Below are 14,586 nucleotides of genomic sequence, written 5' to 3' on the forward strand. Positions count from 1 at the left end.
TCCAAATTCGGCCCATTTGCACCTTTACCGGCCCCGGCGAAGTTTAGTCAGTCAGTGCCGCCGGCCTGCGTAGCGAGTTTGAAAGACGAGTGTAGTATGGCGTTTGCGGTCGGGACGTTGGATAACGTCGCCCCTCTTAGCGGATCTGCTCTGCGTTCGCGCAGATCTCGCGGTTTTCTTTACGGTGTCGTCGGCGCCGGACTTCTGACCTCCACATGGCTTGTCGCGACCTTTGCGACGATGCATTCCATGGGCGGGTCCGCTTCCCCATCCGACAATTTCACGCAGGTCGTGTCGATGAAGCCCAAACCGGCGGCGAAGCCTGAACGGCTGATCCATGTCGGCAAGGCCGATCGCCTGACGGCTTTCGATGCCAAGCCGGTCGTCATCCTGACGGCCGACCTCATCCATTCGCATGCGAGAAAGACCAATGCTGCCGCCGCGGCATCGCTGGCGCTTGCAAAAAACAATCGTCTCGTCGCGCCTGACGAAACGCCGGTCGCCGTTGCCGCCGCCGCACCTTCCGACACCGCCAAATTCGCCAAGGACGATATCGTCGCGCCGCCGGTCGAGCTTGCCCAGGCGCAGACGGAAGCAGAGAGCGACGACCGCATCATCATTCCCTCCAAGGAGACCGTCGCGGCCGTCGAACTCCCTGCCCTGCTCGCACTTGCCGATGCCGGGCCGCAGCAGATTGCGCCGACCCCGGTCGAGCCGGCAGCACCCGCCCCCAAGACGGCGTCGCTGCCGCAAACCGCGCCTGTAGAAGTGGCCGAGGCCGAAGAGCAGCAGCCCTTCGATCTCGTGCTGGCGCCGGACGCCGGATCGGTTCCGCTGCCGATGGCGCGTCCCGATGGACTGGTCGGCAAACCCGCGCCGGTCGCCAAGGGCGCGCAGCGCTCGGCCGAGCCGGCGCTTGCCTATGCCCAGCCGAATTCGCCGATCGAGGATGACGAGGACGATGCAGTGCCTCGCTACGACAAGCCGGTCTTCTCGCCGAAGCTGCGCGCAGGTGTGGCGATCTACGACATCGAGAACAGCACCGTCTACCTGCCGAACGGCGAACGGCTGGAAGCCCATTCCGGCCTCGGCAAGATGCGCGACAAGCCGCGTTTCGCGGATAAAAAGATGCGCGGACCGACGCCGCCACACACCTACGCCCTCACCATGCGCGAAAGCCTTTTCCATGGCGTCGCGGCGATCCGGCTGACGCCCCTCGAGGGTTCGGACGCCATCTTCGATCGCGTCGGCCTGCTCGCCCACACCTACATGCTCGGCAAGAACGGCGATTCCAACGGCTGCGTCTCCTTCAAGGACTACAAGCGCTTCCTGGCCGCCTTCAAGCGCGGCGAGATCAAGCAGCTCGTGGTGGTGCCACGGCTGAACAACAAGCCGGCTTCGACGCTCGCCTCGCTATTTTCATCGCGAAGCTGACTTAACTAGCAGGCGGGCAGCAGCCGCCTGCCCGCGAAGCCCTACTTCAACCAGGCTGCGATTCGCTCCACCGCTTCGGCGATCTCTCCTTGCGATCCCGCATAGGACAGACGCAGGGTTCGGTGCCCTTCCAGCGGATCGAAATCCAGGCCCGGCGTTGCCGCGACATTGATTTCCGCAAGCAGGCGTTTGGCAAAACCCATGCTGTCATTGGTGAAGCGCGAAACATCGACATAAGCGTAGAACGCGCCGTCCATCGGCGAAGCGGGCGCAAGGCCGATCTTGGGCAGTCTGTCGAGCAGCAGTTCGCGGTTTGCGGCATAAGTTGCCTTGACGCGATCGAGCTCTTCGCTTGCATCGAGAGCGGCCGTGGCGGCGATCTGGGAAAGCTCGGGCGGGGAGATATAGAGGCTCTGCGCCACACGCTCTATTGGCCGCACCAGGCGGTCCGGCAGCACCATCCAGCCTATCCGCCAGCCGGTCATGCAATAATATTTGGAGAAGGAGTTGATGACGATCGCCTCGTCAGTCAGCTCCAGGGCGCTTGCCTCTTCTCCCGCGAAGGTCAGTCCATGGTAGATTTCATCCGAGATGAAGGCGATGGAGTGGGCAGCGCAGTAGTCTGCAAGCGCCTTCAGCCCATCACGGCCGGTCACAGTGCCGGTGGGGTTGGCGGGGCTTGCGAGCAGCACGCCTTTCAGGCTGACACCGCTTTCCTTCTGTGCCGCCTCGAGGCTTTCAGGCGTCAGCGTGAAATGGGTGTCGGCCGTCACAGGCACTTCGACAACCTTCAAGCCCAGCGCGCCGAGGATATTGCGGTAGGCGGGATAGCCGGGTCTTGCGATCGCCACGGCATCGCCGGCATCGAACAGCGTGAGGAAGGCGAGGTTGAAACCGGCCGAGGAACCTGTGGTGACGGCGATGCGCGTGGGATCAATCTCCAGGCCGTGCCGATCCCTGTAATGCCCGGCAAGCGCCGATTTCAGCCGCGCCGTCCCCAGCGCATCGGTATAGCCGATCCTGCCTTCGGCAAGCGCTTCGCGGGCCGCCTTCAGGGCAGTCTCGGGGGCAGGATGGGAGGGTTGGCCGACGGCCATGGAGATCACGGGATGGCCGCCTGCCCGCCGCTTCGTCGCCTCCGCCAGGACATCCATGGCGTGAAAAGGCTCGACTTCGCTGCGTTTCGATATGGAAAACAAGTTTGCTTCTCGCTCGGCTTCTTCGATGACGGCCAGACAATTGCCGCATTAATCGGCTCATCACAATCCCGCGAGGGTCGCGCGGGGATGAAAATTCCTGTTTGAGCAGAACCCGACGCGCCGTACCTTGACGCAACGCGTTCAAGTCCATAACCCGGCGACGGTCTTTGCGACCAGGACCGCACCGCCGATGACGAGGATATCATGGCCTTCTTCTCGAAAACCTTCACCGCAGTGGCGCTTGCCGCTTCGATCGCCCTTCCCTTTCCGGCGGCAGCGCTCGACGACCAGCAGAAGAAGGAGTTCGGCGAGTTCATCAAGCAATATCTGATCGAAAATCCCGAGATCATGCTCGATGTCCAGGATGCCCTGCAGAAGAAGCAGGAAGCCCAGCGCCTGGTGAAGGCCAATATGGCAATCGAAGAAAACAGCGCCGGCATCTTCGAATCGAAGGACGACGTCACGCTCGGCAATCCCAAGGGCGATGTCACCGTCGTCGAGTTCTTCGATTATAATTGCAGCTATTGCCGTCATGCGCTTCCCGACATGCAGGCGATGCTGAAGAAGGACAAGAACGTCCGCTTCGTTCTCAAGGAATTCCCGATCCTCGGGCCGGATTCGGTCGCCGCCCACAAGGTCGCCGATGCCTTCCGCAAGCTTGCCCCCGAGAAATATGCCGATTTCCACGTCGCCCTTCTCAGCAGTGAAGGCCGCGCCTCGGAAGAAAGCGCGATCACGGTTGCAGGCTCTCTCGGCGTCAGCGAAGACAAGATCCGCGCCGAGATGGCAAAGAGCCCGAACGATGGGATCGTTCAGACGACCTACCAGCTCGCCTCCAGCCTCGGCATCAGCGGCACGCCTTCCTATGTGATCGGCAACGAACTGGTGCCGGGCGCCGTTGGGATCGATGACCTCGAAGCCAAGGTCAAGAACATGCGCAGTTGCGGCAAGACCGCCTGCTGAGCAAGCGGGCGCCGGCCGGCCGCTCATCAAATCGACAAAATCAAAGCGTTTCAGCCATGTGGACAAATGTGGCGCGATTCCTGCTGGCCAGTCGTAAGGGCTTTCATTCGGCCGTCGCGGAGTCTATAGGTTGCCGTCGTGCATTTTACGGAACATTCGATGACGCAAACGATTTTTGTCCTGAACGGCCCCAACCTGAACATGCTGGGTAAACGAGAGCCCGGCATTTATGGCGGCAAGACTCTCAAGGACATCGAGACGGACTGCAAGGCCGCCGGCCGCGAACTCGGCTTCGATATCGACTTCCGCCAGAGCAACCACGAAGGCACGCTCGTGGACTGGTTCCATGAGGCGGACGAGAAGGCTGCCGGCGTTGCCATCAATGCGGGCGCCTATACGCATACATCGGTCGCGCTGCATGATGCGATCCGCGCTATATCAATTCCCGTCGTCGAGCTCCACATATCCAACGTGCATGCACGGGAAGAATTCCGCCACAAGTCGATGATCGCGCCGGCATGCAAGGGCGTGATCTGCGGCTTCGGGCCTCACAGCTACATCCTGGCGCTCCACGCGCTGAAGAACATCACGGCATAAGAAGAAGACAGGGCAACACCATGGCTGAAAAGAAATCGGGTATCGATCAGGCACTGATCCGCGATCTCGCCAATATCCTCAACGACACGGATCTGACCGAGATCGAGGTCGAGCAGGACGACCTGCGCATCCGCGTATCCCGCGCCGGCACGCCGCAATATGTCCAGGCGCCGATCGCAGCACCGGCCTATGCCGCGCCCGCAGCCGCCGCTCCGGCGGCAGCAGCCGCCCCGGCCGCGGCTCCCGGCCGCAACCCGGCCAATGTCGTCAACGCGCCGATGGTCGGCACCGTCTACATGGCGCCGGCTCCGGGCGCGCGTCCCTTCATCGAGGTCGGCGCGACGGTCAAGGAAGGCCAGACGCTCATCATCATCGAAGCGATGAAGACGATGAACCAGATCCCCTCGCCCAAGTCGGGCAAGGTGACCGAGATCCTCGTCGATGACGGTCATCCCGTCGAATACGGCCAAGCCCTCGTCGTCATCGAATAGGCCGATGCCCATGATTTCGAAAATCCTCATCGCCAATCGCGGGGAAATCGCCCTTCGCGTGCTCCGGGCCTGCAAGGAACTCGGCATCGCCTGCGTCGTGGTTCACTCCACCGCCGACGCCGATGCCATGCATGTGCGCCTTGCCGACGAAAGTGTCTGCATCGGCCCGCCCTCCTCGCGCGAGAGCTATCTCAACATTCACCAGATCGTCGCCGCCTGCGAGATCACCGGCGCCGACGCCGTGCATCCGGGCTACGGCTTCCTGTCCGAGAATGCCAAGTTCGCCGATATCCTCGAAGCCCACGGCATCACCTTCATCGGGCCGACAGCGGATCACATCCGCATCATGGGTGACAAGATCACCGCCAAGACGACAGCCCTGGAACTCGGCATTCCCGTCGTTCCGGGCTCGGACGGCGAAGTGAAGACCGAAGAGGATGCGCTCAGGACAGCTGCCGAAATCGGCTATCCGGTGCTGATCAAGGCGACGGCCGGCGGCGGCGGGCGCGGCATGAAGGTCGCCAAGAGCGAAGCCGACCTGATCGAAGCCTGGTCGACGGCGCGCACGGAAGCGGCAGCCGCCTTCGGCAATGACGCCGTCTACATGGAAAAATACCTCGGCAAGCCGCGCCACATCGAAATCCAGGTGTTCGGCGACGGCGAAGGCAATGCCATCCATCTCGGCGAGCGCGACTGCTCGCTGCAGCGCCGCCACCAGAAGGTCTGGGAAGAGGCAAACTCGCCGGCGCTCAACGTCGAGCAGCGCATGAAGATCGGCCAGGTCTGCGCCGACGCCATGAAGAAGCTGAAATATCGCGGCGCCGGCACGATCGAATTCCTCTACGAGAACGGCGAGTTCTATTTCATCGAAATGAACACTCGCCTGCAGGTGGAGCATCCGATCACGGAAGCCATCACCGGCATCGACCTCGTGCACGAACAGATCCGCGTCGCCTCCGGTGGCGGTCTTTCGGTGACGCAGGACGAGGTGCATTTCTCCGGCCATGCCATCGAATGCCGCATCAATGCGGAAGACCCGCGCACCTTCGTGCCCTCGCCCGGCACGATCACGCATTTCCATGCGCCGGGCGGCCTCGGCGTGCGCATCGATTCCGGCGCCTATCAGGGCTACAAGATCCCGCCCTATTACGACAGCCTCATCGGCAAGCTGATCGTGCACGGGCGCACCCGCGTCGAATGCATGATGCGCCTGCGCCGCGCGCTCGACGAATTCGTGGTCGACGGCATCAAGACGACGCTGCCGTTGTTCCAGGAACTCGTCTCCAACCAGGATATCGCCAATGGCGATTACGATATCCACTGGCTGGAACATCATCTCGCCAACACACCGGCGGCATAGGACAGGAATGGCAGGACCGCGCAGGAAGTCACCAGGCATTACCCCTGAAATCCTCCTGCGCGCCTATTCCATCGGCCTCTTCCCGATGGCCGAATCCGCAGACGACCCGGAGATCTTCTGGGTCGAACCGGAACTGCGCGGCGTGCTGCCGCTCGATCATTTCCATGTGTCGAAAAGCCTGGCCAAGACCGTGCGTAGGCAGCCCTTCGAGATCCGTTTCGACCACGCCTTCGATGCGGTCATCGCGGCCTGCGCCGAAGAGACATCGGGTCGCCCGAGCACCTGGATCAATAGTACGATCCGGTCGCTCTATTCGACGCTCTTCGACATGGGCCACGCCCATACCGTCGAGGCCTGGGACGGCGACGAATTGGTCGGCGGCCTCTACGGCGTCTCGCTCGGCTCGGCCTTCTTCGGCGAGAGCATGTTTTCGCGGCGGACGGACGCTTCGAAGATCTGCCTCGTGCATCTCGTCGGCCGGCTGCGGGAAAGGGGCTTCACCCTGCTCGACACGCAGTTCACCACCGAGCACCTGAAGACATTCGGGGCGATCGACGTTCCGAAGGCCGATTATGCCGTGATGCTGGCGGCGGCGGCCGAATCACCACATCTTAAGTTTTAAACACGATCGTTTCGCCCGTACGTTGATTTTTCTGACCGATTTCAATAGGGATCGAAAATGCAACGGGGGATAGAATTTTGAAACGATATTTTGCCGCGGCGATCCTTCTCGCCTTGTTTACGGCTCAGGCCGACGCACGTCCTTACGAGGAGATGTTTGCGAACCGGACCGATTTTTCCGAGGCGGAAAAGCCATTGCTGGAAAAACTCGATTTTCAGCAGGGTGCGATCAAGCTGCCCGAAGCGAGGGCGACGTTGAATGTGCCCGCCGACTTCTATTATCTCAATCCCGCCGACACGAAGAAGGTGCTCGTCGACATCTGGGGAAATCCGGCGGAAACGGCGGAAGGCACACTCGGGATGATTTTCCCGGCGAAATATGCGCCGACCGATGCGGAGTCCTGGGGTTCCATCGTGGGATACAGCGCCGACGGCTACGTCTCGGACGCCGACGCCGCCACGACGGATTACGACGAACTGCTGCAGAGCATCAAGGATGCGATCCGGGAAAATAACGTCGAACGCGAGAAGCAGGGTTTCGAGAAGATCACGCTTGTCGGCTGGGCTTCGCCCCCGCATTACGACACATCTGCGCATGCATTGCATTGGGCCCGCGACCTGATGTTCGGTGACGATCCGAAGGTGCCGCACACGCTGAACTATTCCGTGCGCGTGCTCGGCCGCGAGGGCGTTTTTCAATTCAATTTCGTTGCCGGGCTCGAGCAGCTGAACGAGATCAAGGACGTCATTCCCACCGTCACGAAGCTCGTGCAGTTCGACAAGGGAGTGGCCTATACCGACTATGTCGAAGGCGACAAGATCGCCGCTTATGGCATGGCGGGAATGATTGCGGCCGGCGCGGGCGCCAAGGTTGCCGCGAAAGTCGGGCTACTGGCCCTTGCCCTCGCCTTCTTCAAAAAGGCCGGCATCCTCGTCTTCGTCGCGTTCGCCGCTGTGCTCCGTTTCGCCAAAGGCCTTTTCAACAGGAATAAAACACCCGCGGCATAGGCTCGCGGCCAAGCCGAGGCGCGTCGCACCGGTCAAGCTTAGTGCGCCGCGCTGCCAATATTGGCTGCATGCCTATCGTCGTGTCGATTCCGCGTCACCTTTGGGTGATGTGCTCAGCGGGCTGGCGCTTTGGCGCTACCTGGAGCCGGGACGTCCGAGGTCGTCTTGCAATCCTTCAACCAGACGTCATAGATCGGGTGCTCGACGGCGTTGAGGCCGGGGCTGTCTGCGAACATCCAGCCGGTGAAGATGCGGCGGATCTTGCGGTCGAGGGTAATTTCGTCGACCTCGACGAAACCGTCGATCTTCTGCGCTTCGGCCTGATCGCGGGAATAACAGGCCTTCGGCGTCACCTGCAGCGCACCGAACTGTACCGTCTCGTTGACATAGACGTCGAAAGTGGTGATGCGGCCGGTGATCTTGTCGAGGCCGGAGAAGACGGCAACCGGATTGTCGATGCGGGCGGCATTTGCCGCAACCGTCGGAAGCAGGGCCGAGAGCGCCAGCAGCGATCCGGCGGCACGCAGGACGATGTTCCGCGTGAAGAGCTTCATGTACCCGTCTCCAGAATTTTCAACTACGGCCGCGGTCAAGCGCGGCCAACCTGCGGGTAAAGGTCAATTGTGGCCAAAAGCCGGGCTTGGGATCACCCGGTCGAGCCGTCTCAGTTGCCCGGCGTCCAGGCGTCGTAATCGCCGGTAACACGCGGCCGCTCACCCGAAGCGGCAAGAGAGCCCGGCGGGCGGTAAGCCTGCGGCGAACCCGTGAGGTTGGGACGATGCGGCCTCTGCCATTCCTTGGCGGTGTAGTTTTCCTTGGACGGCGGAACATCGGTGCGGTGATGCATCCAGCCATGCCAGCCCGGCGGGATCGCGGAGGCTTCGGCATAACCCTTGTAGATCACCCAGCGCTTCGGCAGGCCGTAGGAAGACATCCCGCCTTCATAATAGACGTTGCCGAATTCATCCTCGCCGACGCGCTTGCCAAAACGCCAGGTCGCAAAACGCGTGCCCATCGTCTGACTGTTCCACCAGGTGAAGGTTTGAACCAGAAGATTCCACATGTCTTTTCCTTGCGCTCGCCGGGACGCGAGCCAAACCACAATTCTTTCCCTGCTTATGCCGTCGCCAAGCCGAATTGTCCAGCGATTCCACGAGAAGAGCAGGTCATTTCAAAACCATCTTGAAGCCCAGATGCGAGGGCTTGAAGCCGAGCCTTTCATAGAAACGCTGGGCATCCTTGCGTACCGCATTCGAGGTCAGCTGCAACAGCCGCGCACCGCGGCCTTTTGCCTCGGCAATGGCAAATTCGATCATCAGCGCGCCGATCCCCTGTCCACGCATGTCGGCCCGGGTCTGCACGGCCTCGATGATCATCGCCGAGGAACCGCGGCCGGTCAGAGAGGTCGTCAGCATCGTCTGGAACGTGCCGACGACTTCGCCGCCGCGCTCTGCGACATAGAGCGTCTGCTCTGGCGAGGACTCGATGACGGCGAAGGCCCTGGCATAATCGGGAAAAGCCCCGGCATCCGTCGTATCGCCGTGGCCGCCGAGCGCGTCGGCGGCAAACAGCGCCACGAGGGCCTGCAGATCGTCTCTGCGCGCCTCGCGAATGAGAATATCAGGCAATTCGACCGTCACGACCTCAATGGCCTTCGAGCGGTTTCTCGAAAATCAGCGCCGGTATGCCGGATTGCCCGGGCGCGCTGTTCTCATTGCGGCCGACCTCGGTGAAACCATGCGCCTGATAGAAGGCTATCGCCGTCGCATTCCGCGGCTCGACCTCGAGACGCATGATCTCAGCATCGGAAAAGCAGGTTTCGAGTTCGGCGAAAATATCCCGGCCGATGCCCTGGCGCTGCAGCGCCGGGCTGACATAGAGCAGATGCAGCATGACGGTTTTCGTCAATTCCTGCGACCTCACCGCGTAGCCCATGCCGCCGATGTTGCGGCCGTCGTCGGCGACGAGAAATTCCGCATCCTTGCGCGCCAGCCGCGCCTTCAACGCCGCCGGCGACAGAAGATGGGCGATCAGCTCGTCCACCCTGGCCTTGCCGTGAAGGCCGTCATAAGTGGCGTGAAAGCTCTCCACCAGAAGGGCGCGCACCTTCTCCAGGTCGCGCTCTCCGGCGGTGCGGACGAAATACACCGCTTATTCCTCGATGCCGAGCTTCGCCTTGACGAGCGCCTGGACGGCCTGCGGATTGGCCTTGCCGCCGGTCGCCTTCATCACCTGACCGACGAACCATGCCGCCATGGTCGGCTTCGCCTTGACCTTCTCGACCTGTTCGGGATTGGCGGCGATGATCTCGTCCACGGCCTTTTCGATGGCGCCGGTATCCGTCACCTGCTTCATGCCGCGCGATTCGACGATCTCTGTGGGATCACCGCCCTCGGTCAGCACGATCTCGAAAAGGTCCTTGGCGATCTTGCCGGAGATGGTCCCGGCCTTGATGAGGTCGATGATGGCGCCGAGCTGTGCCGGCGAGACCGGCGTCTGCTCGATGTCCTTGCCGGTGCGGTTCAGCGCGCCGAGCAGGTCGTTGATCACCCAGTTTGCCGCAGTCTTCCCGTCGCGGCCCGCGGCCACGGCCTCGAAATAATCGGCGATCGCCTTTTCGGAGACGAGCACGGAGGCATCGTAGACCGACAGGCCGAGCTCGCGCACGAAGCGTTCCTTCTTGTCATCAGGCAATTCCGGCAGATCGGCTTCGAGCGCCTTGATGAAGGCATCGTCGAATTCGAGCGGCAGCAGATCCGGATCGGGGAAGTAGCGATAGTCGTGCGCGTCTTCCTTGGAGCGCATGGAGCGCGTCTCGCCCTTGTTCGGGTCGAAGAGGCGCGTCTCCTGCTCGATCTCGCCGCCATCTTCCAGAATGCCGATCTGGCGGCGGGCTTCGTATTCGATCGCCTGGCCGATGAAGCGGATCGAGTTGACGTTCTTGATCTCGCAGCGCGTGCCGAAACCTTCGCCCGGACGGCGAACGGAGACGTTGACGTCGGCGCGCATCGAACCTTCGTCCATGTTGCCGTCGCAGGTGCCGAGATAGCGCACGATCGAGCGTAGCTTGGTCATATAGGCCTTGGCTTCGTCGGACGAACGCATGTCGGGCTTGGAGACGATCTCCATCAGCGCGACGCCAGAACGGTTGAGGTCGACATAGGACATGGTCGGGTGCTGGTCGTGCATCGACTTGCCGGCATCCTGCTCCAGGTGCAGGCGCTCGATGCCGATCTCGATATCCTCGAACTGACCCTGGCGGTCCGGGCCGAGCGAAATGACGATCTTGCCTTCGCCGACGATCGGATCCTTGAACTGCGAGATCTGATAGCCCTGCGGCAGGTCGGGATAGAAATAGTTCTTGCGGTCGAAGAGCGAGCGCTTGTTGATCTGGGCTTTGAGGCCGAGACCGGTGCGCACGGCCTGCCTGACGCATTCCTCGTTGATGACGGGCAGCATGCCGGGCATGGCGGCATCGACGAGCGACACGTTCGAATTCTGCGGCTTGCCGAATTCCGTCGAGGCGCCGGAGAAGAGCTTCGAATTGGACAGGACCTGGGCATGGACTTCCATGCCGACGATGACTTCCCAGTCGCCGGTGGCGCCGGGGATGAAGCGTTTCGGATCGGGCGTGCGGACGTCGACAAGGGTCATCTGATGCTCTTTGCAGGCTGTTCTTTTCCACCCGTGAGGTAAAGGAAATGACGTGCCGGTGCAAGACTTTCGCCATGGGGTGCATCGCCGTTTGAGGCCTTCGGCAGCATTTGCCACCCGTTAACGCAGGCCCGATAGGGTTCGCGAATGACGACGCTTGGTATCATCACATTGGCCGCGCTGTTTCTGGCGCTGAATCTTTTCGTTTTTTCCATCTACTTCCTCGACAAGCAGGCGGCGCGCGACGGCCGGCGGCGCATCAGCGAGCGCACGCTTCTGACACTTGCGCTGGTAGGCGGCAGCCTCGGCGCAGTGGCAGCGCAGCAGATCCTGCGGCACAAGACGAGAAAGGAGCCTTTCCGGTCAATCCTGGCGGGTATCCTGGTTCTGCACGGCGCACTGGCGACAGTGCTGGCATTCGCGCCGCAATGGAGCCTGCACCTCCTTCAGGATTTCTGAAACGTCAGAACTCCTGCCCATATCCGCCTTGGCCGTCCGAAATGAGCTGTTTCGTCAGCCCGACAGAGGGCACGTCGCGATCGAGCTTCGGATTATAGGCGACCGAGAGCCAGTGGATGCCATAGCCATGCTTGCGGAAGAAGCCGATCGCCTCGTTGTTGCCGGAATGGGTCTGCATTGCCGCCTTCTCGAAGCCCTGTTCGGCGATATCCTTTTCGATGCGTTCGAGAAGAGCCGAACCAAGCCCCTGGCGCGTAAAGATGGGATCGATCCAGAAGTCAGAGATGGTTTCATCCAATCCCTCGCGCGCCGCCCAGCCTGCGACCTGGCCGTTCTGCTCGATGACGGTGATGGTCAGCCAGTCATTTTCCACGAAGTTGCGAAAAGCGCTGCGCGCCGCGTCGATCATCGCGTCCGATTCGCCGATCGACGCCATCGCAATTTGCCAGGCCCTCAGCCCGATCTCGCTCAACAGTTCCGCTTCCCCGTCGCGGGCATTGCGCATGTGGATCAACGACACCTCCGCGTTACCCCTCAACTAGACCATTGAGTCGCGGAATTTACCAGTGCCTCCAAAGGGATGATGGGCACGAAAGCGCGGTTTTCGACTGGTTTTGAGCGGTAGCCACGCTCTTGACCGCTTTTTCCGGGCTGAATAATAAGTCTTATCGAGGTGTTTTATGTTGAGCCTGCCTGAGACCCGGTAAAGGCCCTGCCCGCAAGTTTTCTTGCGCGCGCGGGCCCGAAAAAACGAAGCCCTGACGTTCGAACGAGCGCCAGATCGTTTTTGTGCGCCCTGCCGGGCGCGATACCGGATCTCACAACATGGATATTTCCCGCACGGAGCAGCGCATCCTGCATCTCATGGCCCAAGGTGGCCGCATCGAAATTACCCGCGACGACAACAGAAAGATCGAGAACGTCAGTTGCTTCACCCGCGACGGCTGGCTCTATCCCGGCGTCGGCCTCGATCTCTTCCGCAGGCTGAAGCGCCTCAAGGCAATCAAGTCTTCCAGCGGCCAGCCCTACCGGATCACCGAACGGGGGCTGAGGCTGGTCAGATCACAGCTGGACAATAGGTAGTTCGGGCAACCAACCCTGATCGCGCGTTCAACGGCGCGGTTAGGCCGAATCTGTTTCCGGTGTCCAACCAGATTCAATCCGCTCGACCAACAACGTATCGTTCCACACCCCACGAATCGACAGCTGACGCTGTTCAGCGGATAACTGTCCGATCCGCCATTCCTTTTCACCATCCCACAGCCACCAAACGCCCACCTTCCGCGTAGCCGGATCTATGACACCGGCGCGGAACGTCGGGAATTTCGTGGCGTCAGATGGCAGCGGCACATTGCCAACAATTGACACAATACCTCGATCCACCGCTGCGCTTAGCGGAAAGAAACACATAAACACCGGCCGGCTGTTTGCTAAATCGACAAAACTGTCGGGCCGAGCATCAAAAAATTTCCCGAACACCCGAAGCAACGCACCATATTGCTTATGCTTGTGCGCGTAATGCGCGTAAGCGAGTCCTTTCGCAGTGTTGATCTCGATAATATCGCCGATTCTCAGCGTCGCCATTTTAGTACCCCGGATAGCCAACTTGTTTCAACAGATCGGCCCCGCGTTGCGATGCTCCAGCAGATGCGGGGTTTAATTTTGCGATGCTGTTAATCACGTTCATCAATCCACCATTTTTGGCCAAACCGTACTTCTCAATAAGAACTTGCTCAACACCCTTGGCATCTATCCTAGAAAGGTTACTCAGCCCTGGGATCGCTTCAATGGCAATGCCTTTGGAACTCAAGTGCTCGGCGGCCCGCCGCTCCAGATTGTTTGTGATGCCAACGTACTTCACCTCTCCAGCCAAATTCACCGCACGATAAACAAGATTTTCACCAGCTTTAAGCGCCAGCTTTCCGGCAACCTTACCTTCTGGCCCGCCAACTAGGGCCGATCGACATTCATTGTAGCCATATCATGATAGCGGCGAGTTGGATGAATCCAGTGAAATGAATGGTTCGACGCTCGTAGCGGGTGGCGAAGCGTCGAAAGTGCCTTGAGCCGATTGAAGCAGCGTTCGATGCGGTTGCGATGCTTGTAGGCGACAGGATCATGCGGAATGATGATCTTGCGGGAGCGTTTTGATGGAATGACTGCCTCGGCGCCCATAGCCTTGATCGTCTCGCGCAAGGCGTTGCCGTCATAGGCTTTATCGCCGAGCACAGCCTTTCCTATCTGACCATCGAGCAGAGCCGGGGCGTGCGTGATGTCACCGGCCTGGCCGGCCGTCACGACAAAGCGCAGGGGGCGGCCGAGCGCATCGGCCAGCATATGGATCTTGGTCGTCAATCCACCTCTGGAACGCCCCAGCGCCTGATCCTTGGCCCCCCTTTTCCGCTCGCCGCCTGCTGATGAGTGCGGACGATGGTGCTGTCGATCATCAGATACTGGTTATCCCGGTCCGCTGTGAGTGCGTCGAAGACCCGCTCCCATACGCCGGCATGGCACCAGCGGCTGAAGCGGCGATGCACTGTTTTCCATTTGCCGTAGCGCTCAGGCAGGTCCCGCCAATGTGCGCCTGAGCGTAGAACCCACAGACAACCATTCACGAATAGACGATTATCCGCACCTGTCCGACCTGGATCGCTGGCCTTGCCCGGCAGCAAAAGRACAATCTTCGACCACTGCGCCTCGTTCAACTCGTATCGCTTCACACCCATCAAAGGTCTCCGTGCTCAACACGGTGCGCTATGAATCAGTCATCAACTGATTTGGGAATCCTGAATGTCGATCG

The 14,586-nt window shown here is 60.7% G+C and carries 18 protein-coding genes and 1 pseudogene; 9 read left to right on the top strand and 10 right to left on the bottom strand.

Annotated features, from left to right (window positions below):
- Positions 1–96: 96 nt before the first annotated feature.
- Entirely contained in the window at positions 97–1,434 is a 1,338-nt protein-coding gene (locus tag QD408_RS20740) for a tlde1 domain-containing protein (protein WP_414140592.1), read from the top strand.
- 41 nt (positions 1,435–1,475) lie between these two features.
- Here QD408_RS20740 and QD408_RS20745 read toward each other — a convergent pair whose 3' ends face one another.
- Entirely contained in the window at positions 1,476–2,633 is a 1,158-nt protein-coding gene (locus QD408_RS20745; RefSeq protein WP_414140593.1) for a pyridoxal phosphate-dependent aminotransferase, read from the bottom strand.
- A gap of 204 nt (positions 2,634–2,837) precedes the next feature.
- Between QD408_RS20745 and QD408_RS20750 the strand changes: the two genes are divergently transcribed.
- The 6 genes from QD408_RS20750 (at position 2,838) to QD408_RS20775 (ending at position 7,673) form a co-directional block, all read left to right on the top strand.
- On the top strand, positions 2,838–3,596 hold the full coding sequence (locus tag QD408_RS20750) for a DsbA family protein (RefSeq protein WP_414140594.1): 759 nt from the start codon (positions 2,838–2,840) through the stop codon (positions 3,594–3,596).
- 159 nt (positions 3,597–3,755) lie between these two features.
- Positions 3,756–4,193: a type II 3-dehydroquinate dehydratase gene (gene aroQ, locus QD408_RS20755; protein ID WP_088680897.1), complete on the top strand. Its 438-nt coding sequence runs from the start codon at positions 3,756–3,758 to the stop codon at positions 4,191–4,193.
- A 20-nt stretch (positions 4,194–4,213) separates the two neighbouring features.
- Entirely contained in the window at positions 4,214–4,684 is a 471-nt protein-coding gene (gene accB, locus QD408_RS20760; protein WP_088680898.1) for an acetyl-CoA carboxylase biotin carboxyl carrier protein, read from the top strand.
- 4 nt (positions 4,685–4,688) lie between these two features.
- Positions 4,689–6,044, top strand: a complete 1,356-nt coding sequence (accC, locus tag QD408_RS20765) for an acetyl-CoA carboxylase biotin carboxylase subunit (RefSeq protein WP_190237374.1) — start codon at positions 4,689–4,691, stop codon at positions 6,042–6,044.
- A gap of 7 nt (positions 6,045–6,051) precedes the next feature.
- The gene (aat, locus tag QD408_RS20770; RefSeq protein ID WP_414140595.1) at positions 6,052–6,666 is read left to right on the top strand and encodes a leucyl/phenylalanyl-tRNA--protein transferase; all 615 of its coding nucleotides are present in this window, start codon (positions 6,052–6,054) and stop codon (positions 6,664–6,666) included.
- 77 nt (positions 6,667–6,743) lie between these two features.
- Positions 6,744–7,673 (top strand): DUF2167 domain-containing protein, encoded by a 930-nt coding sequence (locus QD408_RS20775; RefSeq protein ID WP_088680900.1) that lies wholly within the window; start codon positions 6,744–6,746, stop codon positions 7,671–7,673.
- 113 nt (positions 7,674–7,786) lie between these two features.
- On the opposite strand, the gene QD408_RS20780 is transcribed toward QD408_RS20775, so the two are convergent.
- From QD408_RS20780 to gatB, 5 genes are all read right to left on the bottom strand, one after another.
- On the bottom strand, positions 7,787–8,227 hold the full coding sequence (locus QD408_RS20780; RefSeq protein WP_414140596.1) for a DUF2155 domain-containing protein: 441 nt from the start codon (positions 8,225–8,227) through the stop codon (positions 7,787–7,789).
- Between the two features lie 110 nt (positions 8,228–8,337).
- On the bottom strand, positions 8,338–8,736 hold the full coding sequence (locus QD408_RS20785; protein WP_088680902.1) for an NADH:ubiquinone oxidoreductase subunit NDUFA12: 399 nt from the start codon (positions 8,734–8,736) through the stop codon (positions 8,338–8,340).
- Between the two features lie 103 nt (positions 8,737–8,839).
- Positions 8,840–9,313: a GNAT family N-acetyltransferase gene (locus QD408_RS20790; protein ID WP_414140597.1), complete on the bottom strand. Its 474-nt coding sequence runs from the start codon at positions 9,311–9,313 to the stop codon at positions 8,840–8,842.
- Between the two features lie 4 nt (positions 9,314–9,317).
- Positions 9,318–9,821 carry an N-acetyltransferase family protein gene (locus QD408_RS20795; protein ID WP_414140598.1) on the bottom strand — a complete coding sequence of 168 codons (504 nt, stop codon included), beginning with the start codon at positions 9,819–9,821 and terminating at the stop codon, positions 9,318–9,320.
- A 3-nt stretch (positions 9,822–9,824) separates the two neighbouring features.
- Entirely contained in the window at positions 9,825–11,327 is a 1,503-nt protein-coding gene (gene gatB, locus QD408_RS20800; RefSeq protein WP_088680905.1) for an Asp-tRNA(Asn)/Glu-tRNA(Gln) amidotransferase subunit GatB, read from the bottom strand.
- A 147-nt stretch (positions 11,328–11,474) separates the two neighbouring features.
- Here gatB and QD408_RS20805 point away from each other — a divergent pair, with 147 nt between their 5' ends.
- Positions 11,475–11,786 carry a DUF1294 domain-containing protein gene (locus QD408_RS20805; RefSeq protein ID WP_414140600.1) on the top strand — a complete coding sequence of 104 codons (312 nt, stop codon included), beginning with the start codon at positions 11,475–11,477 and terminating at the stop codon, positions 11,784–11,786.
- Positions 11,787–11,790: 4 nt separating this feature from the next.
- On the opposite strand, the gene QD408_RS20810 is transcribed toward QD408_RS20805, so the two are convergent.
- Entirely contained in the window at positions 11,791–12,300 is a 510-nt protein-coding gene (locus QD408_RS20810; protein WP_414140601.1) for an N-acetyltransferase family protein, read from the bottom strand.
- 311 nt (positions 12,301–12,611) lie between these two features.
- Between QD408_RS20810 and QD408_RS20815 the strand changes: the two genes are divergently transcribed.
- On the top strand, positions 12,612–12,869 hold the full coding sequence (locus tag QD408_RS20815) for a YjhX family toxin (protein WP_088680908.1): 258 nt from the start codon (positions 12,612–12,614) through the stop codon (positions 12,867–12,869).
- Positions 12,870–12,908: 39 nt separating this feature from the next.
- Here the strand turns inward: QD408_RS20815 and QD408_RS20820 are convergent, their stop codons facing one another.
- The 3 genes and pseudogenes from QD408_RS20820 to QD408_RS20830 form a co-directional block, all read right to left on the bottom strand.
- On the bottom strand, positions 12,909–13,370 hold the full coding sequence (locus QD408_RS20820; protein WP_414140602.1) for a hypothetical protein: 462 nt from the start codon (positions 13,368–13,370) through the stop codon (positions 12,909–12,911).
- 1 nt (position 13,371) lies between these two features.
- The gene (locus QD408_RS20825; RefSeq protein WP_414140606.1) at positions 13,372–13,704 is read right to left on the bottom strand and encodes a GIY-YIG nuclease family protein; all 333 of its coding nucleotides are present in this window, start codon (positions 13,702–13,704) and stop codon (positions 13,372–13,374) included.
- Between the two features lie 49 nt (positions 13,705–13,753).
- Positions 13,754–14,506: pseudogene (locus tag QD408_RS20830) on the bottom strand (IS5 family transposase).
- Positions 14,507–14,586 lie beyond the last annotated feature (80 nt).

Source organism: Rhizobium sp. BR 249, assembly GCF_047445895.1.
In the GTDB taxonomy this organism is placed as follows: Bacteria; Pseudomonadota; Alphaproteobacteria; order Rhizobiales; family Rhizobiaceae; genus Rhizobium.